Here is a 16,335-nt window from a genome sequence, read left to right on the forward strand (position 1 = left end):
CATGTCTGAGGTCAAGCTCAGCGCCGAGACCCGTTCCGAGTTCGGCAAGGGCGCCGCCCGCCGCATCCGCCGCGAGAACAAGGTTCCCGGCGTCCTGTACGGCCACGGCACGGACCCCGTGCACGTCACGCTGCCGGGTCACGACCTGATGATCGCGCTGCGTACGCCGAACGTCCTGCTGTCCCTGGACATCGACGGCAAGAGCGAGCTGGCCATCCCGAAGGCCGTGCAGCGCGACCCGCTGAAGGGCTTCATCGAGCACGTCGACCTGCTGCTGGTCAAGCGTGGCGAGAAGGTCACCGTCGAGGTCCCGGTCCACACCGAGGGCGAGCTGGCCGCCGGTGGCAACCTCCTTGAGCACGTTCTTTCGGCGCTGCCGATCGAGGCCGAGGCCACGCACCTCCCCGAGGCCGTCACGGTCTCCATCGCGGGCCTGGAGGCCGGTGCCTCCATCCACGCCAAGGACATCACGCTGCCCGCCGGTGCGACGCTGGCCGTCGACGGTGACGCCGTGGTTCTCCAGGTGCTGGCCGCGCAGGCCGAGGAAGCCCCGGCCGAGGGCGAGGGCGACGCGGCCGCCGAGGCCTGAGCCGCGCCTCAAGGCACTGTCAACCGCCGTCCAGCGCCTCGGCGCTGGGCGGCGGTTCGGCTATGAGCAGCGATGGAGGAGACACGCAGATGACGACGGACCCGAGTGCTCCCTGGCTGGTCGTGGGTCTCGGCAACCCGGGGCCGGGGTACGCCATGAACCGGCACAACGTGGGGTTCATGGTCGTCGACCTGCTGGCCGAGCGGATCGGTGGCACGTTCAAGCGCGCGGGGAAGGCGCAGGCGCAGGTCCTGGAGGGTCGTCTGGGGCCGATGGGGCCGGGCAGCCGCCGGGTCGTCCTGGCCAAGCCGACGTCGTACATGAACTTGTCGGGCGGTCCGGTGACGGCGCTGCGCGACTTCTACAAGGTGCCGACGGCGAACGTCGTCGCGGTCCACGACGAGCTGGACATCGACTACGGCACGCTGCGGCTGAAGCTCGGTGGTGGTGACAACGGGCACAACGGTCTGAAGTCCATGACCAAGGCCATGGGGTCCGACTACCACCGGGTCCGCTTCGGCATCGGCCGGCCGCCGGGGCGGATGCAGGTCGCCGACTTCGTCCTGAAGGACTTCTCGTCGGCGGAGCGCAAGGAGCTGGACTACTTCGTGGACCGGGCGGCGGACGCGGTGGAGTGCCTGGTCGTGGAGGGTCTGGAGCGGGCGCAGAGCACGTACAACTCCTGAGCCGGGCCTCGGTCGGCGCTCCGCGGCACTCACACCCCCGCCCGCCCCCCTTCTTGAGGGGGCGGGCGGGGGTGTTCTGTCTTACAGGTGGTCGCGTACCTCACGTCGTCTGCGGGCGATGGCCGCGAGCAGCGCGCCTGCCGCGAGCAGCGCCGCGGCGATCCCGGATGCCAGCCACGCACCGCCGGACCCGGTGTCCGGGAGGGACGGGGTGGGCTTCGAGGGTGAGGGCGAGGGGGGTCCGGTGGGCTTGGTCGGGGTGGGCGAGGGCGAGTCGGACGGGGAGGGCGAGTCGGACGGGGACGGGGAGTCCGACGGCGAGGGCGAGTCCGACGGAGACGGGGAATCCGACGGCGAAGGCGACGGGGACGGGGACGGCGACGGCGAGTCCGAGGGGGACGGCGACGGCGACGGGGAATCCGAAGGCGACGGGGACGGCGACGGCGAATCCGACGGAGACGGCGAGGGCGACGGCGAGTCCGAGGGGGACGGCGACGGCGACGGGGAATCCGACGGCGACGGGGACGGCGACGGCGAATCCGACGGAGACGGCGACGGGGACGGCGAATCCGACGGCGAGGGCGACGGGGACGGCGACGGGGACGGCGACGGGTGGACCTCGTCGACCACCCAGGGGGCCTCCGTGGCCAGGAGGCCCCGCGTGGAGCCGTCGGGCTGGCGGCGGTCGCCCTGGATGGCGATCTTGTTCCAGGTGCGCTCCCCGCCCTCGAACGGCTCACCGTCCGCGGCGCGTTCGGGCACCTCCATCAGCCAGCGCAGCGTATAGCGCTCTCCGGCGGAGAAGACGTGTCCGTCGAAGTCGAAGCGGATGGAGCGGATGCGGCTCCAGTCGGTGACGTCGTCGGCGGGTACGAAGGAGGGGTCGGGTTCGCCTCCGCACTGGAAGGGCGCGCTCTTGTCGGGGGTGTTGTCCATTTCGGGGCGGCAGGGGTCGGGCTCTTCGGAGTACGTGATGGTGACGGGGGCGCCGCCCGCGTCGACGGGTCCGGTGAGGGTGGGGCGCCACTGGCTGGTCACGTCGTCCTCGTAGCGGCCGCTGGTGACGCCGTAGGTGCCGGGTGCGGGCAGCAGGTCGTAGGCGACGACGTTGGTGAGGTCGGTGTTGCCCATGTTGCCGAGGACGGTGCGGTATTCGACGGTGCCGCCGATGGTGGACTGGCCGACCTCGTCCTCCTTGCCGGGGACTTCGGCGGAGCCTTTGAAGGCGTCGTCCTTGTCGCCCTTGACCTCTTTGGTGACGAACAGGGCGGAGGATTCGGCGATGGCGAAGTCGTCGGTGGCCTCGGCGACGTTCTCGGTGGTGTCGCCGTCGCCGTCGATGTCGTGGGTGTCGGTCCTGCGGGTGTTGATGGGGCGCTCGGCGTCGTAGAGGCCGGCGCGGTTGCCGGCGTAGTCGGCGCTGTCGGGCGAGCCGCCGTAGGTGCCGCTGGCGACGCCGGGTTCGACGGTGGTGCGGAACTCGTACACGCAGGAGGAGTCGTCGGCGGGGATCTCGGCGCCGGGTTCGGCGGTGAGTTCGACGCGGGTGCGGCCGTCGGGGCCTTCGGAGACGGTCTCGGTGAAGCGGTCGGCGGCGGGGCAGTAGTCGGGCTGGCCGTCGGCGAGGGTCCAGGAGCCCCTGTCGTAGGCGAGCTGGCGGGGGACGAGGTCGACGAAGCGGGGGCGCAGCGGGGAGGAGCCGGTGCGGTAGCGGTCGTTGCGGAGGGTGACGGTCCAGGTGTGGCTGCCGCCGGGGCCGACGGGGGTGGGGTCGGTGGACTTGGCCAGCTCGGGCTGGGAGACCTGGGGTTCGATGTGGAAGCTGGTGCAGGACTGTTCGTCGGCGGTGCCGGCGGAGCCGGTGAGGTGGAGGTCGGCGCAGTTGTCGACGTCTCCGCTGCCGTCGGGGAGTTCGGAGGCGTCGGCGCGGCCGGAGATCTGGAGGACGAGGTTGGTGCGCGCGGCCAGGTCCGGTACGTCGACGCGGACGGCCACCAGGTCGCCGAGGTCGCGCAGGCTGATGGTCTGCCCGGAGGGCGTGACCGTCTCGGAGCTGCCGTCGCGACGGGTGACGGTCACCGTCCAGGGGCCGGAGTAGACCCCGCCGGACGAGGTGGACAGGCTCAGGGTCTCGGCGTCGAACCCGGCGGGCAGTGCGTCGCTGACGCGGGCGTCGGCGGGGTCGGTGCCGGTGTTGGCGAAGCGCAGGACGTAGGAGACGCGTTGTCCGTCGGCGGCGAGGGGGGTGTCGACGGATTTGTCGAGGGTGCCGGAGACCTCGCCGCCGCCGGTGCCGACGACGGTGTCGGCCGTGTCGGTCCTGGTGATCTCCTCGGGGTCGGGGCCGAGGGGGTCGCCGCTGATGGCGGCGGTGTCGGTGAGGGTGGTGCCGTCGGGGACGTCGTCGCGGACCTTGACGCGGATTTCGTGGACGACGCCGTAGGGGTAGGTCTTGACCTGGGCGAGCTGGTTGCCGGGGCGGTCGGGTTCGGTGTCGACGGGCCAGCTGATGGTGCGGGTGGCGGGGTCGTAGGTGTATCCGGCGGGGGTGGCGTCGACGAGGTCGACGCCTTCGGGGAGGACGTCGGTGAGGGTGGCGTTCTCCAGGGCCAGGTTGCCGCGCGGGCGGTTGGCGTTGCGGGGGTCGTTGGTGGCGGTGACCTTGTAGGTGATGGTCTCGCCGGGCCGGGCGCGGGAGGGGCCTTCCTTGCGGACGGCGGGGTTGGGCTCGGCGGTCACCTCGACCGCGGCGTCGTCGGTGCTGGGGGTGCCGTCGCCGTTGGTGGCGGTCGCGGACATCTCGGCCCGCTGGTCGCCGGGGGGTGTCCAGTAGTCCTCGGTGGGCCAGCTGACGGTGAGCTGGGAGCTCTGGCCGCTGGCGATGGAGCTGTAGGTGACGGTGACGCTGCCGTCGTCGTGGGCGGTGACGCCGGTGACGCCGGGCGGGTAGGGCTGGGAGACGACTCCCTTGCCGGATGCGCCGGGCGGTGGGGTGAAGGTGACGGTCACCGACTGGCAGTCGCCGGGGATGGAGCACTGGATGAAGCCGTTGTAGGTGACGTGGTCGCCGGAGGGCACCGGGGTGGTGCCGGGGTCGAGGCGGACGCTCATGCGGGCGTCGGCGCGGGCCGCGCTGTCGTGCGGGACCAGGGCGAGTGCCGCGAGGGCGGCGAGCAGGACGGCCACCGTGGCGCCGAGCGCGCGACGGTACCGGTGGGCGAGGAGGACCACAGCACTTCCGACCACGAGGGGACCTGAGGACGGGTCAACTGTGGGGTGGTGGTCGGGGCGTCCACCGCTACGACAAGGCGTTAAGCGCACTTTTCACCTGAAAGGCCCCGCACCAGGAGGGTGCGGGGCCTTTCGGCGGCGGGTGGTGGGGTCAGCCGGTGTTGCGCAGTCCCGCGGCCACGCCGTTGACGGTGAGCAGCAGCGCGCGGGCGAGGAGCGGGTCGGCTTCGGCGCCGGCGGCGGCCGCGTCGCGCTGTCGCTTGAGCAGGGCGACCTGGAGGTAGGAGATCGGGTCGAGGTAGGCGTCGCGGATGGCGAAGGTCTGGCGGAGTACGGGCTGGGCGTCGAGGAGTTCGGCCTCGCCGGTGATGCGCAGGACCTCGCGGACGGTCAGCTCGTGTTCGGCCTCGATGGTGGCGAAGACGTGCTTGAGGTCGTCGGGGACGAGGGTGTCGACGTAGTGCCGGGCGATCCTGAGGTCGGTCTTGGCCAGGGTCATCTCGACGTTGGAGACGAAGTTGCGGAAGAAGTGCCAGTGCTCGTGCATCTCTTCCAGGACGGTGTCGAGGCCGGCCTCGCGCAGCGCCTTGAGGCCGGAGCCGACGCCGAACCAGCCGGGCACGATCTGCCGCGACTGGGTCCAGCCGAACACCCACGGGATGGCGCGCAGGCCGTCGAGTCCTGCGCCGGAGTCGGGGCGGCGCGAGGGCCGTGAGCCGAGGTGCAGTTCGGCGAGCTGGTCGACGGGGGTGGAGGCGAAGAAGTAGGCGGGCAGGTCGGGGTCTTCGACGAGCCTGCGGTAGGCGGCGTGCGCGGCGTCGGAGACGACGTCCATGGCGGCGTCCCAGCGGGCGAGGGCCTCGTCGGACTGGCGTGGGGCGGTGTGCAGGGCGGAGGCCTGGAGGGTGGCGGCCACGGTGAGTTCCAGGTTCTCGCGGGCGAGCGAGGGGACCAGGTACTTGTCGGAGATGACCTCGCCCTGTTCGGTGACCTTGATCTCGCCTTCGAGGGTGCCCCAGGGCTGGGCGAGGATGGCGTCGTGCGAGGGGCCGCCGCCGCGGCCGACGGTGCCGCCGCGGCCGTGGAAGAGGCGCAGGCGCACGCCGTAGCGGTGGGCGACGTCGCGCAGGCGCCGCTGGGCGCGGTGGATCTCCCACTGGCTGGTGGTGATGCCGCCGAACTTGGAGGAGTCGGAGTAGCCGAGCATGACCTCCTGGACGTCGCCGCGCAGGGCGACGAGGCGGCGGTAGGAGGGGTCGGCGAGCATCTCGTCGAGGATGACGTCGGCGGCGCGCAGCTCGTCGGTGGTCTCCAGGAGCGGCACGATGCCGATCTTCGCCCAGCCGGCGTGCAGGTCGAGCAGGCCTGCCTCGCGGGCGAGGACGGCGGCGGCGAAGACGTCGTCGGCGCCCTGGCACATGGAGATGATGTACGACTCGATGACCTCGGGTCCGAAGACGTCCAGGGCCTTCTTGACCGTCTCGAAGACGCCGAGGGTCTTGTGTCCCGCGGCGTCGAGGGGGGCCGGGCTCGGCGCGAGCGGACGCCTCGACCGCAGTTCCTTCGCGAGCAGCTTCTGGCGGTACTCGCGCGGCATGTCCGCGTAGCGCCAGGATTCCTCGCCGAGCCGGTCGAAGAGCTGGCCGAGGGCGTGGTGGTGGGCGTCGGCGTGCTCGCGTACGTCCATGGTGGCGAGCTGGAGGCCGAAGGCGGCGAGGGTGCGGATGGTGCGGTTCATGCGGCCGTCGGCGAACAGGGCGCCCTTGTGGGCGCGCAGCGACGTCTGGATGAGCGTGAGGTCGTGGAGCAGCTCGGTGGTGCCCAGGTAGTCGCGGCCGGGTTCGTGCGTGGTGCCGTTGGCCAGGCGCTGCTTGGTGTTCTCCAGCTTCTGCCGGACGCAGGTGGCCTTGAGGCGGTAGGGCTCCTCGGCGTTGAGGCGCTTGTAGCGGGGGCTGATCTCGGGAAGGCGTTCCAGGTCGGCCTGGAGGGAGGCGAGGAGTTCCTCGGTGGCGCCGGTGTAGCGGATGGAGTTCGACAGGAAGCTGCGCAGTTCGTCGACGGTGTCGAGGGCGTCGTTGATGCCGTGCTCGTGCTGGAGGATCAGGACGTCCCAGGTGACGTCGGGGGTCACGTTCGGGTTGCCGTCGCGGTCGCCGCCGATCCAGGTGCCGAAGGTGAGCGGCCGGGTGCCTTCGGGCAGTTGGACGCCGACGCGCTCCAGTTCGGCGGTGAGGTCCTCCAGGACGTCGCCGACGGCTCCGGCGTGCAGTTCGTCGAGGTAGTAGATGGCGTTGCGGGCCTCGTCGGTGGGCTCGGGGCGGACGACGCGCAGTTCGTCGGTCTGCCAGACGAGGTCGATGTTCTCGGCGAGGCGGATGTCGTGGCGGCGCCGGTCGGAGGGGATGACCGGGGTCTCCAGGAGTTCGGCGACGCGGCGCAGCTTGTTGAGGACGGAGCGGCGGGCGGCCTCGGTGGGGTGGGCGGTGAAGACCGGCCGCACGTTGAGGTGCTCGACGCTCTGGCGCAGGTGCTCGGGGTCGGCGTCCTTGAGGCGGTCCGCGGTGCGGGCCAGGAGGCCGCCCTCGGCGGCGCGGCGGGCGCGCAGCTCGCGGCCGCGGTGCACCTGCTCGGTGACGTTGGCGAGGTGGAAGTAGGTGGAGAAGGCCCGGACCAGCTTGGCGGCGGTCTCCAGCTCGGTGCCGCCGAGGAGCTTGGCGGCGGCCTCGCCGTCCTCGCGGGTCAGGCGGCGGACCTTCTCGACGAGGTCGAGCAGCTCGGGGCCTTCCTGGCGGACGAGGGTCTCGCCGAGGAGGTCGCCGAGGCGGCGGATGTCGGCGCGCAGCTCGCTGGTGGCCGTCGTGGCGGCCTGCGGGGCGGTCTGGTCGTCGGCACTGCTCACAGGTGCGGCTCCTTGCGGTGAATCCCGGCCCTCGCGGGGCGCTGGGAGACGGTGGGCACGTCTGGGAGGGGTCCCGGTGGGTGAACCGGGGGAGATATCAGAGCGGACCGCGCTGTCCGACCGATCCAAGGATAGGTGTCGATGCGATCCGGGTGTCTCGCGGCCTCTTGCCGCGGCGCCGCTCGCTGCGATACTTACGTGCCCGTAGGTTACGGTCCCGTAGGCGCGGCATACGCCGGCCGCCGCGCGGGCACTCGCTCTCATGGCACATGGCCTGTGCCCCCACCCTCGACCCCCCAGGGGAACGCCCTATGACCACAAGCCCCGACGTCATCGAAGAATCAGAGGGGGCGCCGAGCGGCGCCCCGCTTCCGTCCGCGAGCCCGTCCGTGAGTCCGTCGAGCCCGTCCGCGACGCTGGGCGGTGAGCGGAAGGGTTCGCTGGAACAGATCACGCTGCTCCTGTTCATCGCCGTGCCCTTCGTGGCCCTGGTCGCGGCGGTGCCGCTGGCCTGGGGCTGGGGGGTGAGCTGGCTCGATCTGGGCCTGCTCGTCTTCATGTACTTCCTGGGTTGCCACGGCATCACCATCGGTTACCACCGGTACTTCACGCACGGCTCGTTCAAGGCCAAGCGTCCGCTGCGGATCGCCCTCGCGGTGATGGGGTCGCTCGCGGTCGAGGGGCCGCTGGTGCGCTGGGTCGCCGATCACCGCAAGCACCACAAGTTCTCCGACGCGGAGGGTGACCCGCACTCCCCGTGGCGGTACGGCGAGAGCGTGCCGGCCCTGATGAAGGGCCTGTGGTGGGCGCACGTGGGCTGGATGTTCGACGAGGAGCAGACGTCGCAGGAGAAGTACGCGCCGGACCTGATCAAGGATCCGGCGATCCGTGCCGTCTCGCGCCAGTTCGTTCTGTGGACGCTCGTGTCGCTGCTGTTCCCGCCGCTGGTCGGCGGGCTGGTGACGATGTCGTGGTGGGGCGCTTTCACGGCGTTCTTCTGGGGCTCACTCGTCCGTGTGGCGCTGCTCCACCACGTCACGTGGTCCATCAATTCCATCTGCCACGCGGTGGGCAGGCGCCCCTTCAAGTCCCGTGACCGCTCCGGGAACGTGTGGTGGCTCGCCGTGCTGTCCTGCGGTGAGTCCTGGCACAACCTCCACCACGCCGACCCGACGTCCGCGCGGCACGGTGTGATGCGGGGGCAGATCGACTCCTCGGCGCGTCTGATCCGCTGGTTCGAACAGTTCGGCTGGGCGTACGACGTGCGCTGGCCGTCGCGGTCCCGGATCGACGCGCGCCGCAAGCCGGCCGACGCGGTCGATGCCCCTGGCAACCGTCAGGCCGCTGACGCGGCATGATGGAACCTGTGGCCACCGACTCCAGCACTCCGGGCACGAAGGGCTCCTCGCGGGCCCCGAAGAGCCCGTCGAATTCGAACAACGACAAGCCCCGGCGTACCCGCCGGACCCGTATGACCGGCGCCGAGCGCCGCGAACAGCTGCTGGACATCGGCCGCACCCTGTTTGCCGCCAAGGGCTTCGAAGGCACCTCCGTGGAGGAGATCGCGGCGAAGGCCGGGGTCTCCAAGCCGGTGGTGTACGAGCACTTCGGCGGCAAGGAGGGCCTTTACGCGGTGGTCGTGGACCGTGAGATGCGGCAGCTCCTGGGCATGGTGACGGGGTCCCTGACCGCCGGGCACCCGCGGGAGCTGTGCGAGCAGGCGGCCTTCGCCCTCCTCGACTACATCGAGGAGTACACCGACGGCTTCCGCATCCTGGTCCGCGACTCCCCCATCCCCCAGTCCACGGGCTCCTTCGCCTCGCTGATCTCCGACATCGCGACGCAGGTCGAGGACATCCTGGGCCAGGAGTTCAAGACCCGCGGCTTCGACCCGAAGCTGGCTCCGCTGTACGCGCAGGCCCTGGTCGGCAGCGTGGCCCTCACCGGCCAGTGGTGGCTGGACGTACGCAAGCCCAAGAAGGCGGAGGTGGCCGCGCACCTGGTCAACCTGGCCTGGCACGGGCTCGACGGGCTCGAGCCGAAGCCGCGCCTCATAGGCCACCGCAAGGCCTGACGGCGGCACGCAGGCCCCCCACCGCTACCGCGGCGGGGGTTCCCCCTCCCGCCCCGGCGCCGCCCGGGCCCCGCCCCGCTGTGGGCAGGCGTCCCGCAGGGCGGGACGGGTGGGCACAGCGCGCAGGTGCCGGGCAGCCGGTACACAGGGGCGCGGGCCCCGGAGGCCGGGCCCGGGCGCAGGCCTAGGCGGAGGTCGGCTGCAGGAATTCCAGGCGGTTGCCGACCGGGTCGTGGGCGTAGAAGCGGCGGTGCCCGGGCAGCCCGTCGTCCCAGGTGACCTCGACGCCGTGGGCCGCGAGCCGCGCGGCACAGGCCTCGATCCCGCTGACCCGCAGCCCGGGATGCGCCTTCTTCGCGGGCCGGAAGCCGTCCTCCACCCCGAGGTGGAGCTGGACGGCTCCCGCCCGGAACCAGCAGCCGCCCCGCGCGGCGAGCGCGGGTGGCTTGGGCACCTCCGTCATCCCGAGGACGCCCGCGTAGAAGGCGCGGAGGGCGGGCTCGCTGCCGGGCGGCGCGGCGAGCTGCACGTGGTCCAGGGCGGTGAGCATCAGGCCGCCCCCTCTGCCACGCGGGCCACCACGAAGACGCGGCGGAAGGGAAAGACCGTGCCGTGCTCCCGCCGCGGATAGGCCTCGCGCAGCAGGGCCCCGTACTCGGCCAGGAAGTCCTCCGCCGCCGGGGGGTCGTCGGCGAGGGCCGTGAGGACGGGGCGCAGCCCGGTGCCCTTGACCCAGTCGAGTACCGCGTCCTCACCCGGCAGGACCTGGAGGTAGGTGGTCTCCCAGACGTCGGCGGCGCAGCCGAGCCCGGTGAGGAGGGCCAGATACGCGGCGGGGCCGAGGACCGCGTCCGCGTGCCGCAGGCACCCCGCGAGCCGCTCGCGCCAGCGCGGCGCCGCCGCCAGGTCCCGCATCAGCGCGTGGCTGGGCGCGTCGAAGTTGGCCGGGACCTGGAAGGCGAAGGTGCCGCCGGGCGCGAGGGCGGCGATCCAGGCGGCGAAGGACCCGGCGTGCCCGGGCACCCACTGGAAGGTGGCGTTGGACAGGATCAGGTCGTACTCCTCCACCGGCACCCACCCCGTGAGGTCGGCGGACGCGAAGTCCACGCGGCCCCCGCCCGGCGTGGCGCCCGCGAGGGCCGCGGCGCGCGAGAGCATCTCGGGCGAGTTGTCGTAGCCGGTGACGTGCGCGTCGGGCCAGCGCTCGGCGATGAGCGCGGTGGAGTTGCCGGGCCCGCAGCCGAGGTCGGCGATGCGCAGGGGGCGCCCGGCGGGGGCGCTCACGTGGGCGAGCAGGTCGGTCAGGGCGCGGTTGCGGTGGCCCGCGTGGCGCAGGTACTGGTTCGGATCCCAGGTGGGAGACGGCATGAGGGGCTCCTCTGCGGCGCACGAGCGTGCAGGCGTACGTACGCGCGTGCGTGCACGCGTACAGGTGCGCGTGCGGACGGGCGGGGCCGTGCGGGCGGCGGCGCGCCGGCGGTCGTCAGCGCGGCCCGGGAGCGCGGTGCGCGGCACCGGGGGCGTGCGGAGTCACGCCGTACGACCACCCCGTACGGACAGGGCGTGCCGATCGGTCGCCGTCATCCTCACCTACGACTATCTTGACGTCAAGAGACTTCATGTCGACAGACCCCCTACACTGATCGTCATGGAGGACGAGGTCGACCGGCTGGTCGCTGCATGGCGTCGGGAGCGCCCTGACCTCGACGTGGAACCGCTCGAGGTGCTGAGCCGCGTGAGCAGGCTGGCGCGCCATCTCGACCGGGCACGTCGGCTGGCGTTCTCCGAGCACGAGCTGGAGCCGTGGGAGTTCGACGTACTGACGTCGCTCAGGCGCGCGGGCGCCCCCTATCAGCTGTCTCCGGGCCAGCTCCTCACGCAGACCCTGGTGACGTCGGGCACGATGACGAACCGCATCGACCGGCTCGCCAAGAAGGGTCTCGTCGAGCGCCTGCCCGACCCGAGCGACCGCCGCGGTGTGCTGGTGCGGCTCACCGACGAGGGCCGTGACCGCGCCGACCAGGCCCTCGCGGGTCTCCTTGAGCAGGAGCGGGCGATCCTGGGCGAGCTGTCGCGCGCCCAGCGCGGCGAACTGGCCGCGCTGCTACGCCAGTTGACCGCCCCGTTCGACAACATCCCCGGCTAGGTCGACCGGCCCGACCCCGGCCCTGCGGGCGAGGGCGACGGCGGCGAGCGTGGAGTGCACGCCGAGCTTGCCCAGCACGTTCTGCATATGGGTGCGGACGGTGTGCGGGGACAGGAAGAGGCGTTCCGCGACGGCCTTGCGGCCGAGGCCCGCGACCATGCAGCGCAGCACTTCGCGCTCGCGCGGCGTCAGGGACTCCACAAGGCGCTCGCTCTCGGTGCGGTGCTTGCGGGCCGCGGTCAGTTCGCGCAGGACGCCGGTGAGCAGGGCGGGCGGCAGATGCGTCTCGTCCCGCAGGACACCGCGGATGACGGTGAGCAGGCGGGAGAGGGAGCAGTCCTTCGCCACCCAGCCCGAGGCCCCGGCCTGGAGCGCGAGCGCGGCGCGGCGCGGGTCGTCCTTCTCCGCGAGGACGACGGTCCGCACGGCGGGCTGCGCCGAACGCACGCCCGTGACCAGGGAGATGCCGTCCACGAGCCCGTCCGCCTGGCCGTCGTGCACGGGCACCGCCGGGCGGGCGGCGCTGTGCAGCACGGGCGCGGTGCCGCCGAGGTCGGCGTCGACGAGCAGCACGTCGTATCTGCGGCCTTCGGCGGCCGCGCGGTCGAGGCAGCGCAGCGCCGCCGGGCCGCTGCCCGCGGCGGACACGTCCACGTCGGGCTCGGCGGCGAGCGCGGCCGCGAGCGACTCGGCGAAGATGCGATGGTCGTCGACGACCAGGACTCGGATTCGAACCACGGAAACCCCCACAGGCTGGAGGACGGTGGACCAAGTGCGGATACGGCGCCCGGCACGAGGGAGCGCCACAGCAGCACGGCCGCCGCCGTGCTGTGACCGCCACCCCCAGGCCGGGCGTCGTACCCGACTGTCTCGCCCCCTGAACGGCGCCGGCCCCCACCGGCGCTGTCCTTCAGAGTACGGACGGGGGCCCGGAGCGGAAGTGGATTTGCAGAACTGATTGCCCGGCGCGTTTATGGTGAGCCGTATGTTTCGTATTGAGACAGGAGTCGACAAAGAACGGCTTCGTCTGCTTCGAGCGCGGCTGCGGGCGGCCAATACGGACGCCTCACCCGTGTTGCGGGCGATGCGGGGGACCCCCGCCGAGCGGGAAGTGCCGCTCGGGGTCTGGGCGTTGGGGGACGGCGAAGCGCTGGTCGGGGGCCTGTCCGGGCATACGTGGGCGGGGTGGCTGCACGTCGGCCTGCTGTGGGTCGCGCCGGGCGCGCGGGGCTCGGGCCTCGGCGCGCGGCTGCTCGCCCGGGCGGAGTCGATGGCCCTGGCGGAGCGTGGCTGCCGCAACTCCCGCCTGGAGACCTGGGACTTCCAGGCCCCCGCGTTCTACGAGAAGCAGGGGTACGAAGTCGTATGCGCCATCCCCGACTACCCGGAGGGCGCCACGGAGTACACCCTGACGAAGCACTTGGGCTAGCCCTCGCGGGGGCTAGGCCACCCGGCGCGCCCCGGGGGAAGGCTCCGCCGCGAAGACGCGGGGCTCGGGGAAGCCCGCCCGGGCGAAGGCGGCGTGGAGGGCCTTCGTGAGGGCCTGTGTGTCCGCCGCCTCCGCGAGGACCACCGCGGAGCCTCCGAAGCCGCCCCCGGTCATGCGCGCGCCGAGCGCCCCCGCCGCGCACGCCGTCTCGACGGCGAGGTCGAGTTCGGGGCAGGAGATGCGCAGGTCGTCGCGGAGGGAGGCATGCCCTTCGGTGAGGAGGGGGCCGATGCCGCGCACGTCACCGGCGTCGAGGAGCGCCCCGACGCGCTCGACCCGGTGGTCGTCGGAGACGACGTGGCGGACGTAGCGGCGCACGCGGTCCTCGCTCAAACGGGCGAGGGCGGCGGGGAGTTCGGCGTAAGGGATGTCCCGGAGGTGGGAGACGCCGAGGGCGCGCGCGCCTGCCTCGCAGCCCGCGCGCCGCTCCGCGTACGCCCCGTCGCCCAGTGCGTGCTTCACGCGGGTGTCGACGACGAGCAGCCCGAGGCCGTGCGCGGCGAGGTCGAAGGGGACCTGGCGCACGGACAGGTCGCGGCAGTCGAGGCGCAGGACGTGGCCGGGCTCGCAGACGGCGGAGGCCATCTGGTCCATGACACCGCAGGGCACGCCCACGAACGCGTTCTCGGCGCGCTGGGCGGTGAGCGCCAACTCCCGCCGGTGCAGGCCGAGTTCGTAGAGGTCGTTCAGGGCGAGCGCGGTGACCACCTCAAGGGCCGCCGAGGAGGACAGGCCCGCGCCGGTCGGCACCGTGGAGGCCAGGTGGAGGTCCAGGCCGCCGACCGGGTGCCCGGCCGCGCGCAGCGCCCAGACGACGCCGGCCGGGTAGGCGGCCCAGCCGCCGCTGTCGGAGAGCGGCTCGAGGCCCGCCACGGCGAGTTCGACGACGGGGCCCTCGACGTCGGCGGAGTGCAGCCGCAGGATCCCGTCGTCGCGGCGGGCGACCGCGGCCACCGCCGTGTGGGGCAGGGCGAGCGGCATCACAAAGCCCTCGTTGAAGTCCGTGTACTCGCCGATGAGGTTGACGCGGCCCGGTGCCGCCCACACCCCGGCGGGCTCGTATCCGTATAGGCCGGTGAACTCCTCGGCGACGGACATGGGCCCCTTACCCCTTTCGCTGGGCGAAGGCCCAGGCGTCGGCGACGATGCCCGCGAGGTCGGCGCGGGCGGGCCGCCAGCCGAGGCGCTCGTGGGCGGTGGCGGCGGAGGCGACCAGGACGGCGGGGTCGCCGCCCCGGCGCGCGGCGACGACCTCCGGGATCGGGTGCCCGGTGACCTGGCGGACGGTTTCGATGACCTCGCGCACGGAGAAGCCGCTGCCGTTGCCGAGGTTGCAGATGAGGTGCTCGCCGGGGGTCGCGGCGTCGAGGGCGCGCAGATGGGCGTCGGCGAGGTCGGCGACGTGGATGTAGTCGCGGACGCAGGTGCCGTCGGGCGTCGCGTAGTCGTCACCGAAGACGGAGATCGCCTCGCGCCGGCCCTGGGCGACCTGGAGGACGAGCGGGATGAGGTGGGACTCGGGGTCGTGGCGCTCGCCGAACTCCCCGTACGCGCCTGCCACATTGAAGTAACGCAGGGAGACCGCGCCCAGGCCGTGGGCCTTCGCCTCGCCGGTGATCATGTGGTCGACGGCGAGCTTGGAGGCGCCGTAGGGGGAGGTCGGCGCGGTCGGGTCGGTCTCCTTGATGGGGGTGCTGACCGGTTCGCCGTACGTCGCGGCGGTGGAGGAGAAGACGAGGGTGCGCACGCCCGCGTCGCGCATGGCGGCGAGCAGGGCCATGGTGCCGCCCACGTTGTTGTCCCAGTACTTCTCGGGCTTGGCGACGGACTCGCCGACCTGGGAGGAGGCGGCGAAGTGCAGGACGCCCGCGTACGAGGAATCCAGCCACTTGGCGGCATCGCGGATGTCACCCTCGATGAACGTGGCGCCTGCGGGGACCCCCTCGCGGAAGCCCGTCGAGAGGTTGTCGAGGACCGTGACCTCGTGTCCGGCCTCGACCAGGTGCTGTGCCACGACGCTGCCGACATAGCCCGCGCCGCCCGTGACCAGGTACTTCGCACTCATCAACTCGCTACCTCTCGCAGTCGCTCGGCCGCGGCCTCCGGCGGCACGTCGTTGATGAACACACTCATGCCGGATTCGGAACCCGCGAGGAACTTCAGCTTGCCCGAAGTGCGGCGAATGGTGAAAAGCTCGAGGTGGAGCGCGAAGTCGTCGCGGTTGACGGCTTCGTACGCGTCGAGGGCCGCGAAGGGCGCCTGGTGCCAGGCCGCGATGTAGGGAGTCGCGGACCCGTCCGTCCCGTCCGCGGCGAAGATCCGGTCGAAGCGCTTGAGCAGCTCCAGATAGACGCCGGGGAACTCCGCGCGCGCCGCCTCGTCGAGGCCGAGCAGGTCGGGGACGCGGCGCTTGGGGTAGAGGTGCACCTCGTAGGGCCAGTGCGCGGCGTAGGGCACGAAGGCCACCCAGTGCGCGGCGTCCAGGACGACGCGGTCGCCCGCGCGCTCCTCGGCGAGGACGTCGTCGAAGAGGCTGCGGCCCCCGGTCGCCTTCTTGTGCGCGGCCAGGGAGCGGAGCATCAGGTCCGTGCGGGGGGTCACGAAGGGGTAGGCGTAGATCTGGCCGTGCGGGTGGCCGAGGGTCACGCCGATCTCCGCGCCCCGGTTCTCGAAGCAGAACACCTGCTGGACGGCAGGCAGGTGGGACAGCTCGGCGGTGCGGTCGGTCCAGGCGTCGAGGACGAGCCGGGCCTGCTCCTCGGTGAGGTCCGCGAAGGACACGGTGTGGTCGGAGGTGAAACAGACGACCTCGCAGCGGCCCGCGTCACCCGCGAGGGACGGGAAGCGGTTCTCGAAGACCACGACGTCGTACGTGGACTCGGGGATCTCCGTGGGCCGCCCGGCCGTGGAGGGGCACAGGGGGCACTGGTCGGCCGGAGGGTGGTAGGTGCGGCCCTGGCGGTGGGAGGCGATCGCGACGCTGTCGCCGAGGAGGGGGTCCCGGCGGATCTCGGACGTGGTGGCGACGGCGTCGAGGGGGCGCCGGTCGGGGGCGTCGCGGACGGTGTCGTCACGGACGTCGTAGTAGATGAGTTCACGACCGTCAGCGAGACGCGTCGAGGTCTTCTTCACGTGTGGGGCTCCTCATCCGGCCCGCCAACAGAACCCAACATAACAAACCACAAGCCAACAGTGGCGTCAATGCGGGGCGGCCCTGCGTC

General features: G+C 72.3%; 14 protein-coding genes. 6 read left to right on the plus strand and 8 right to left on the minus strand.

Going from position 1 to position 16,335, the window contains the following annotated elements:
• Position 1: 1 nt before the first annotated feature.
• Positions 2-589 carry a 50S ribosomal protein L25/general stress protein Ctc gene (locus tag AC07GB_RS23890; RefSeq protein WP_478848609.1) on the plus strand — a complete coding sequence of 196 codons (588 nt, stop codon included), beginning with the start codon at positions 2-4 and terminating at the stop codon, positions 587-589.
• Positions 590-678: 89 nt separating this feature from the next.
• Positions 679-1,275, plus strand: a complete 597-nt coding sequence (gene pth, locus AC07GB_RS23895; protein ID WP_478848611.1) for an aminoacyl-tRNA hydrolase — start codon at positions 679-681, stop codon at positions 1,273-1,275.
• A gap of 81 nt (positions 1,276-1,356) precedes the next feature.
• Here pth and AC07GB_RS23900 read toward each other — a convergent pair whose 3' ends face one another.
• Both AC07GB_RS23900 and ppc read right to left on the minus strand, forming a co-directional pair.
• Positions 1,357-4,521 (minus strand): hypothetical protein, encoded by a 3,165-nt coding sequence (locus AC07GB_RS23900; RefSeq protein WP_478848613.1) that lies wholly within the window; start codon positions 4,519-4,521, stop codon positions 1,357-1,359.
• 136 nt (positions 4,522-4,657) lie between these two features.
• Positions 4,658-7,405, minus strand: coding sequence for a phosphoenolpyruvate carboxylase (gene ppc, locus AC07GB_RS23905; RefSeq protein WP_478848615.1), 2,748 nt, complete (start codon positions 7,403-7,405; stop codon positions 4,658-4,660).
• A gap of 311 nt (positions 7,406-7,716) precedes the next feature.
• On the opposite strand from ppc, the gene AC07GB_RS23910 reads away from it, so the two are divergent.
• Both AC07GB_RS23910 and AC07GB_RS23915 read left to right on the plus strand, forming a co-directional pair.
• On the plus strand, positions 7,717-8,763 hold the full coding sequence (locus tag AC07GB_RS23910) for an acyl-CoA desaturase (RefSeq protein ID WP_478848617.1): 1,047 nt from the start codon (positions 7,717-7,719) through the stop codon (positions 8,761-8,763).
• A complete protein-coding gene (locus AC07GB_RS23915) occupies positions 8,760-9,479 on the plus strand; it encodes a TetR/AcrR family transcriptional regulator (RefSeq protein ID WP_150511544.1) in 720 nt (239 codons plus the stop codon). Before AC07GB_RS23910 ends, AC07GB_RS23915 begins: the two co-directional genes overlap by 4 nt.
• 184 nt (positions 9,480-9,663) lie before the next feature.
• Here the strand turns inward: AC07GB_RS23915 and AC07GB_RS23920 are convergent, their stop codons facing one another.
• Together AC07GB_RS23920 and AC07GB_RS23925 are read right to left on the minus strand one after the other, a co-directional pair.
• Positions 9,664-10,029, minus strand: coding sequence for a VOC family protein (locus tag AC07GB_RS23920; protein WP_478848619.1), 366 nt, complete (start codon positions 10,027-10,029; stop codon positions 9,664-9,666).
• Positions 10,029-10,847, minus strand: a complete 819-nt coding sequence (locus tag AC07GB_RS23925) for a trans-aconitate 2-methyltransferase (RefSeq protein WP_478848621.1) — start codon at positions 10,845-10,847, stop codon at positions 10,029-10,031. The genes AC07GB_RS23920 and AC07GB_RS23925 overlap by 1 nt, the downstream gene beginning before the upstream one ends.
• Before the next feature lie 280 nt (positions 10,848-11,127).
• Here AC07GB_RS23925 and tamR point away from each other — a divergent pair, with 280 nt between their 5' ends.
• The gene (gene tamR / locus AC07GB_RS23930) at positions 11,128-11,625 is read left to right on the plus strand and encodes a MarR family transcriptional regulator TamR (protein WP_478848623.1); all 498 of its coding nucleotides are present in this window, start codon (positions 11,128-11,130) and stop codon (positions 11,623-11,625) included.
• Here tamR and AC07GB_RS23935 read toward each other — a convergent pair.
• Positions 11,584-12,363, minus strand: coding sequence for a LuxR C-terminal-related transcriptional regulator (locus AC07GB_RS23935; RefSeq protein ID WP_138960158.1), 780 nt, complete (start codon positions 12,361-12,363; stop codon positions 11,584-11,586). The genes tamR and AC07GB_RS23935 overlap by 42 nt on opposite strands.
• A gap of 235 nt (positions 12,364-12,598) precedes the next feature.
• Here AC07GB_RS23935 and AC07GB_RS23940 point away from each other — a divergent pair, with 235 nt between their 5' ends.
• Positions 12,599-13,054, plus strand: coding sequence for a GNAT family N-acetyltransferase (locus AC07GB_RS23940; RefSeq protein ID WP_478848625.1), 456 nt, complete (start codon positions 12,599-12,601; stop codon positions 13,052-13,054).
• Positions 13,055-13,066: 12 nt separating this feature from the next.
• Here the strand turns inward: AC07GB_RS23940 and galK are convergent, their stop codons facing one another.
• From galK to galT, 3 genes are read right to left on the minus strand one after another with little or no spacing between them, the layout of a single operon-like run.
• Positions 13,067-14,212, minus strand: coding sequence for a galactokinase (gene galK / locus AC07GB_RS23945; protein WP_478848627.1), 1,146 nt, complete (start codon positions 14,210-14,212; stop codon positions 13,067-13,069).
• Positions 14,213-14,219: 7 nt separating this feature from the next.
• Positions 14,220-15,179 (minus strand): UDP-glucose 4-epimerase GalE, encoded by a 960-nt coding sequence (gene galE / locus AC07GB_RS23950; protein ID WP_478848629.1) that lies wholly within the window; start codon positions 15,177-15,179, stop codon positions 14,220-14,222.
• Positions 15,179-16,246 carry a galactose-1-phosphate uridylyltransferase gene (gene galT, locus AC07GB_RS23955; RefSeq protein WP_478848631.1) on the minus strand — a complete coding sequence of 356 codons (1,068 nt, stop codon included), beginning with the start codon at positions 16,244-16,246 and terminating at the stop codon, positions 15,179-15,181. The genes galE and galT overlap by 1 nt, the downstream gene beginning before the upstream one ends.
• Positions 16,247-16,335 lie beyond the last annotated feature (89 nt).

The sequence above is a fragment of the Streptomyces sp. NPDC045778 genome (assembly GCF_056431945.1).

Coding starts and splice junctions, on each gene's coding strand:
- AC07GB_RS23890 (WP_478848609.1), top strand. CDS start 2: ATGTCTGAGGTCAAGCTCAGCGCCGAGACCCGTTCCGAGTTCGGCAAG.
- pth (WP_478848611.1), top strand. CDS start 679: ATGACGACGGACCCGAGTGCTCCCTGGCTGGTCGTGGGTCTCGGCAAC.
- AC07GB_RS23910 (WP_478848617.1), top strand. CDS start 7,717: ATGACCACAAGCCCCGACGTCATCGAAGAATCAGAGGGGGCGCCGAGC.
- AC07GB_RS23915 (WP_150511544.1), top strand. CDS start 8,760: ATGATGGAACCTGTGGCCACCGACTCCAGCACTCCGGGCACGAAGGGC.
- AC07GB_RS23920 (WP_478848619.1), bottom strand. CDS start 10,029: ATGCTCACCGCCCTGGACCACGTGCAGCTCGCCGCGCCGCCCGGCAGC.
- AC07GB_RS23925 (WP_478848621.1), bottom strand. CDS start 10,847: ATGCCGTCTCCCACCTGGGATCCGAACCAGTACCTGCGCCACGCGGGC.
- tamR (WP_478848623.1), top strand. CDS start 11,128: ATGGAGGACGAGGTCGACCGGCTGGTCGCTGCATGGCGTCGGGAGCGC.
- AC07GB_RS23940 (WP_478848625.1), top strand. CDS start 12,599: ATGGTGAGCCGTATGTTTCGTATTGAGACAGGAGTCGACAAAGAACGG.
- galK (WP_478848627.1), bottom strand. CDS start 14,212: ATGTCCGTCGCCGAGGAGTTCACCGGCCTATACGGATACGAGCCCGCC.
- galE (WP_478848629.1), bottom strand. CDS start 15,179: ATGAGTGCGAAGTACCTGGTCACGGGCGGCGCGGGCTATGTCGGCAGC.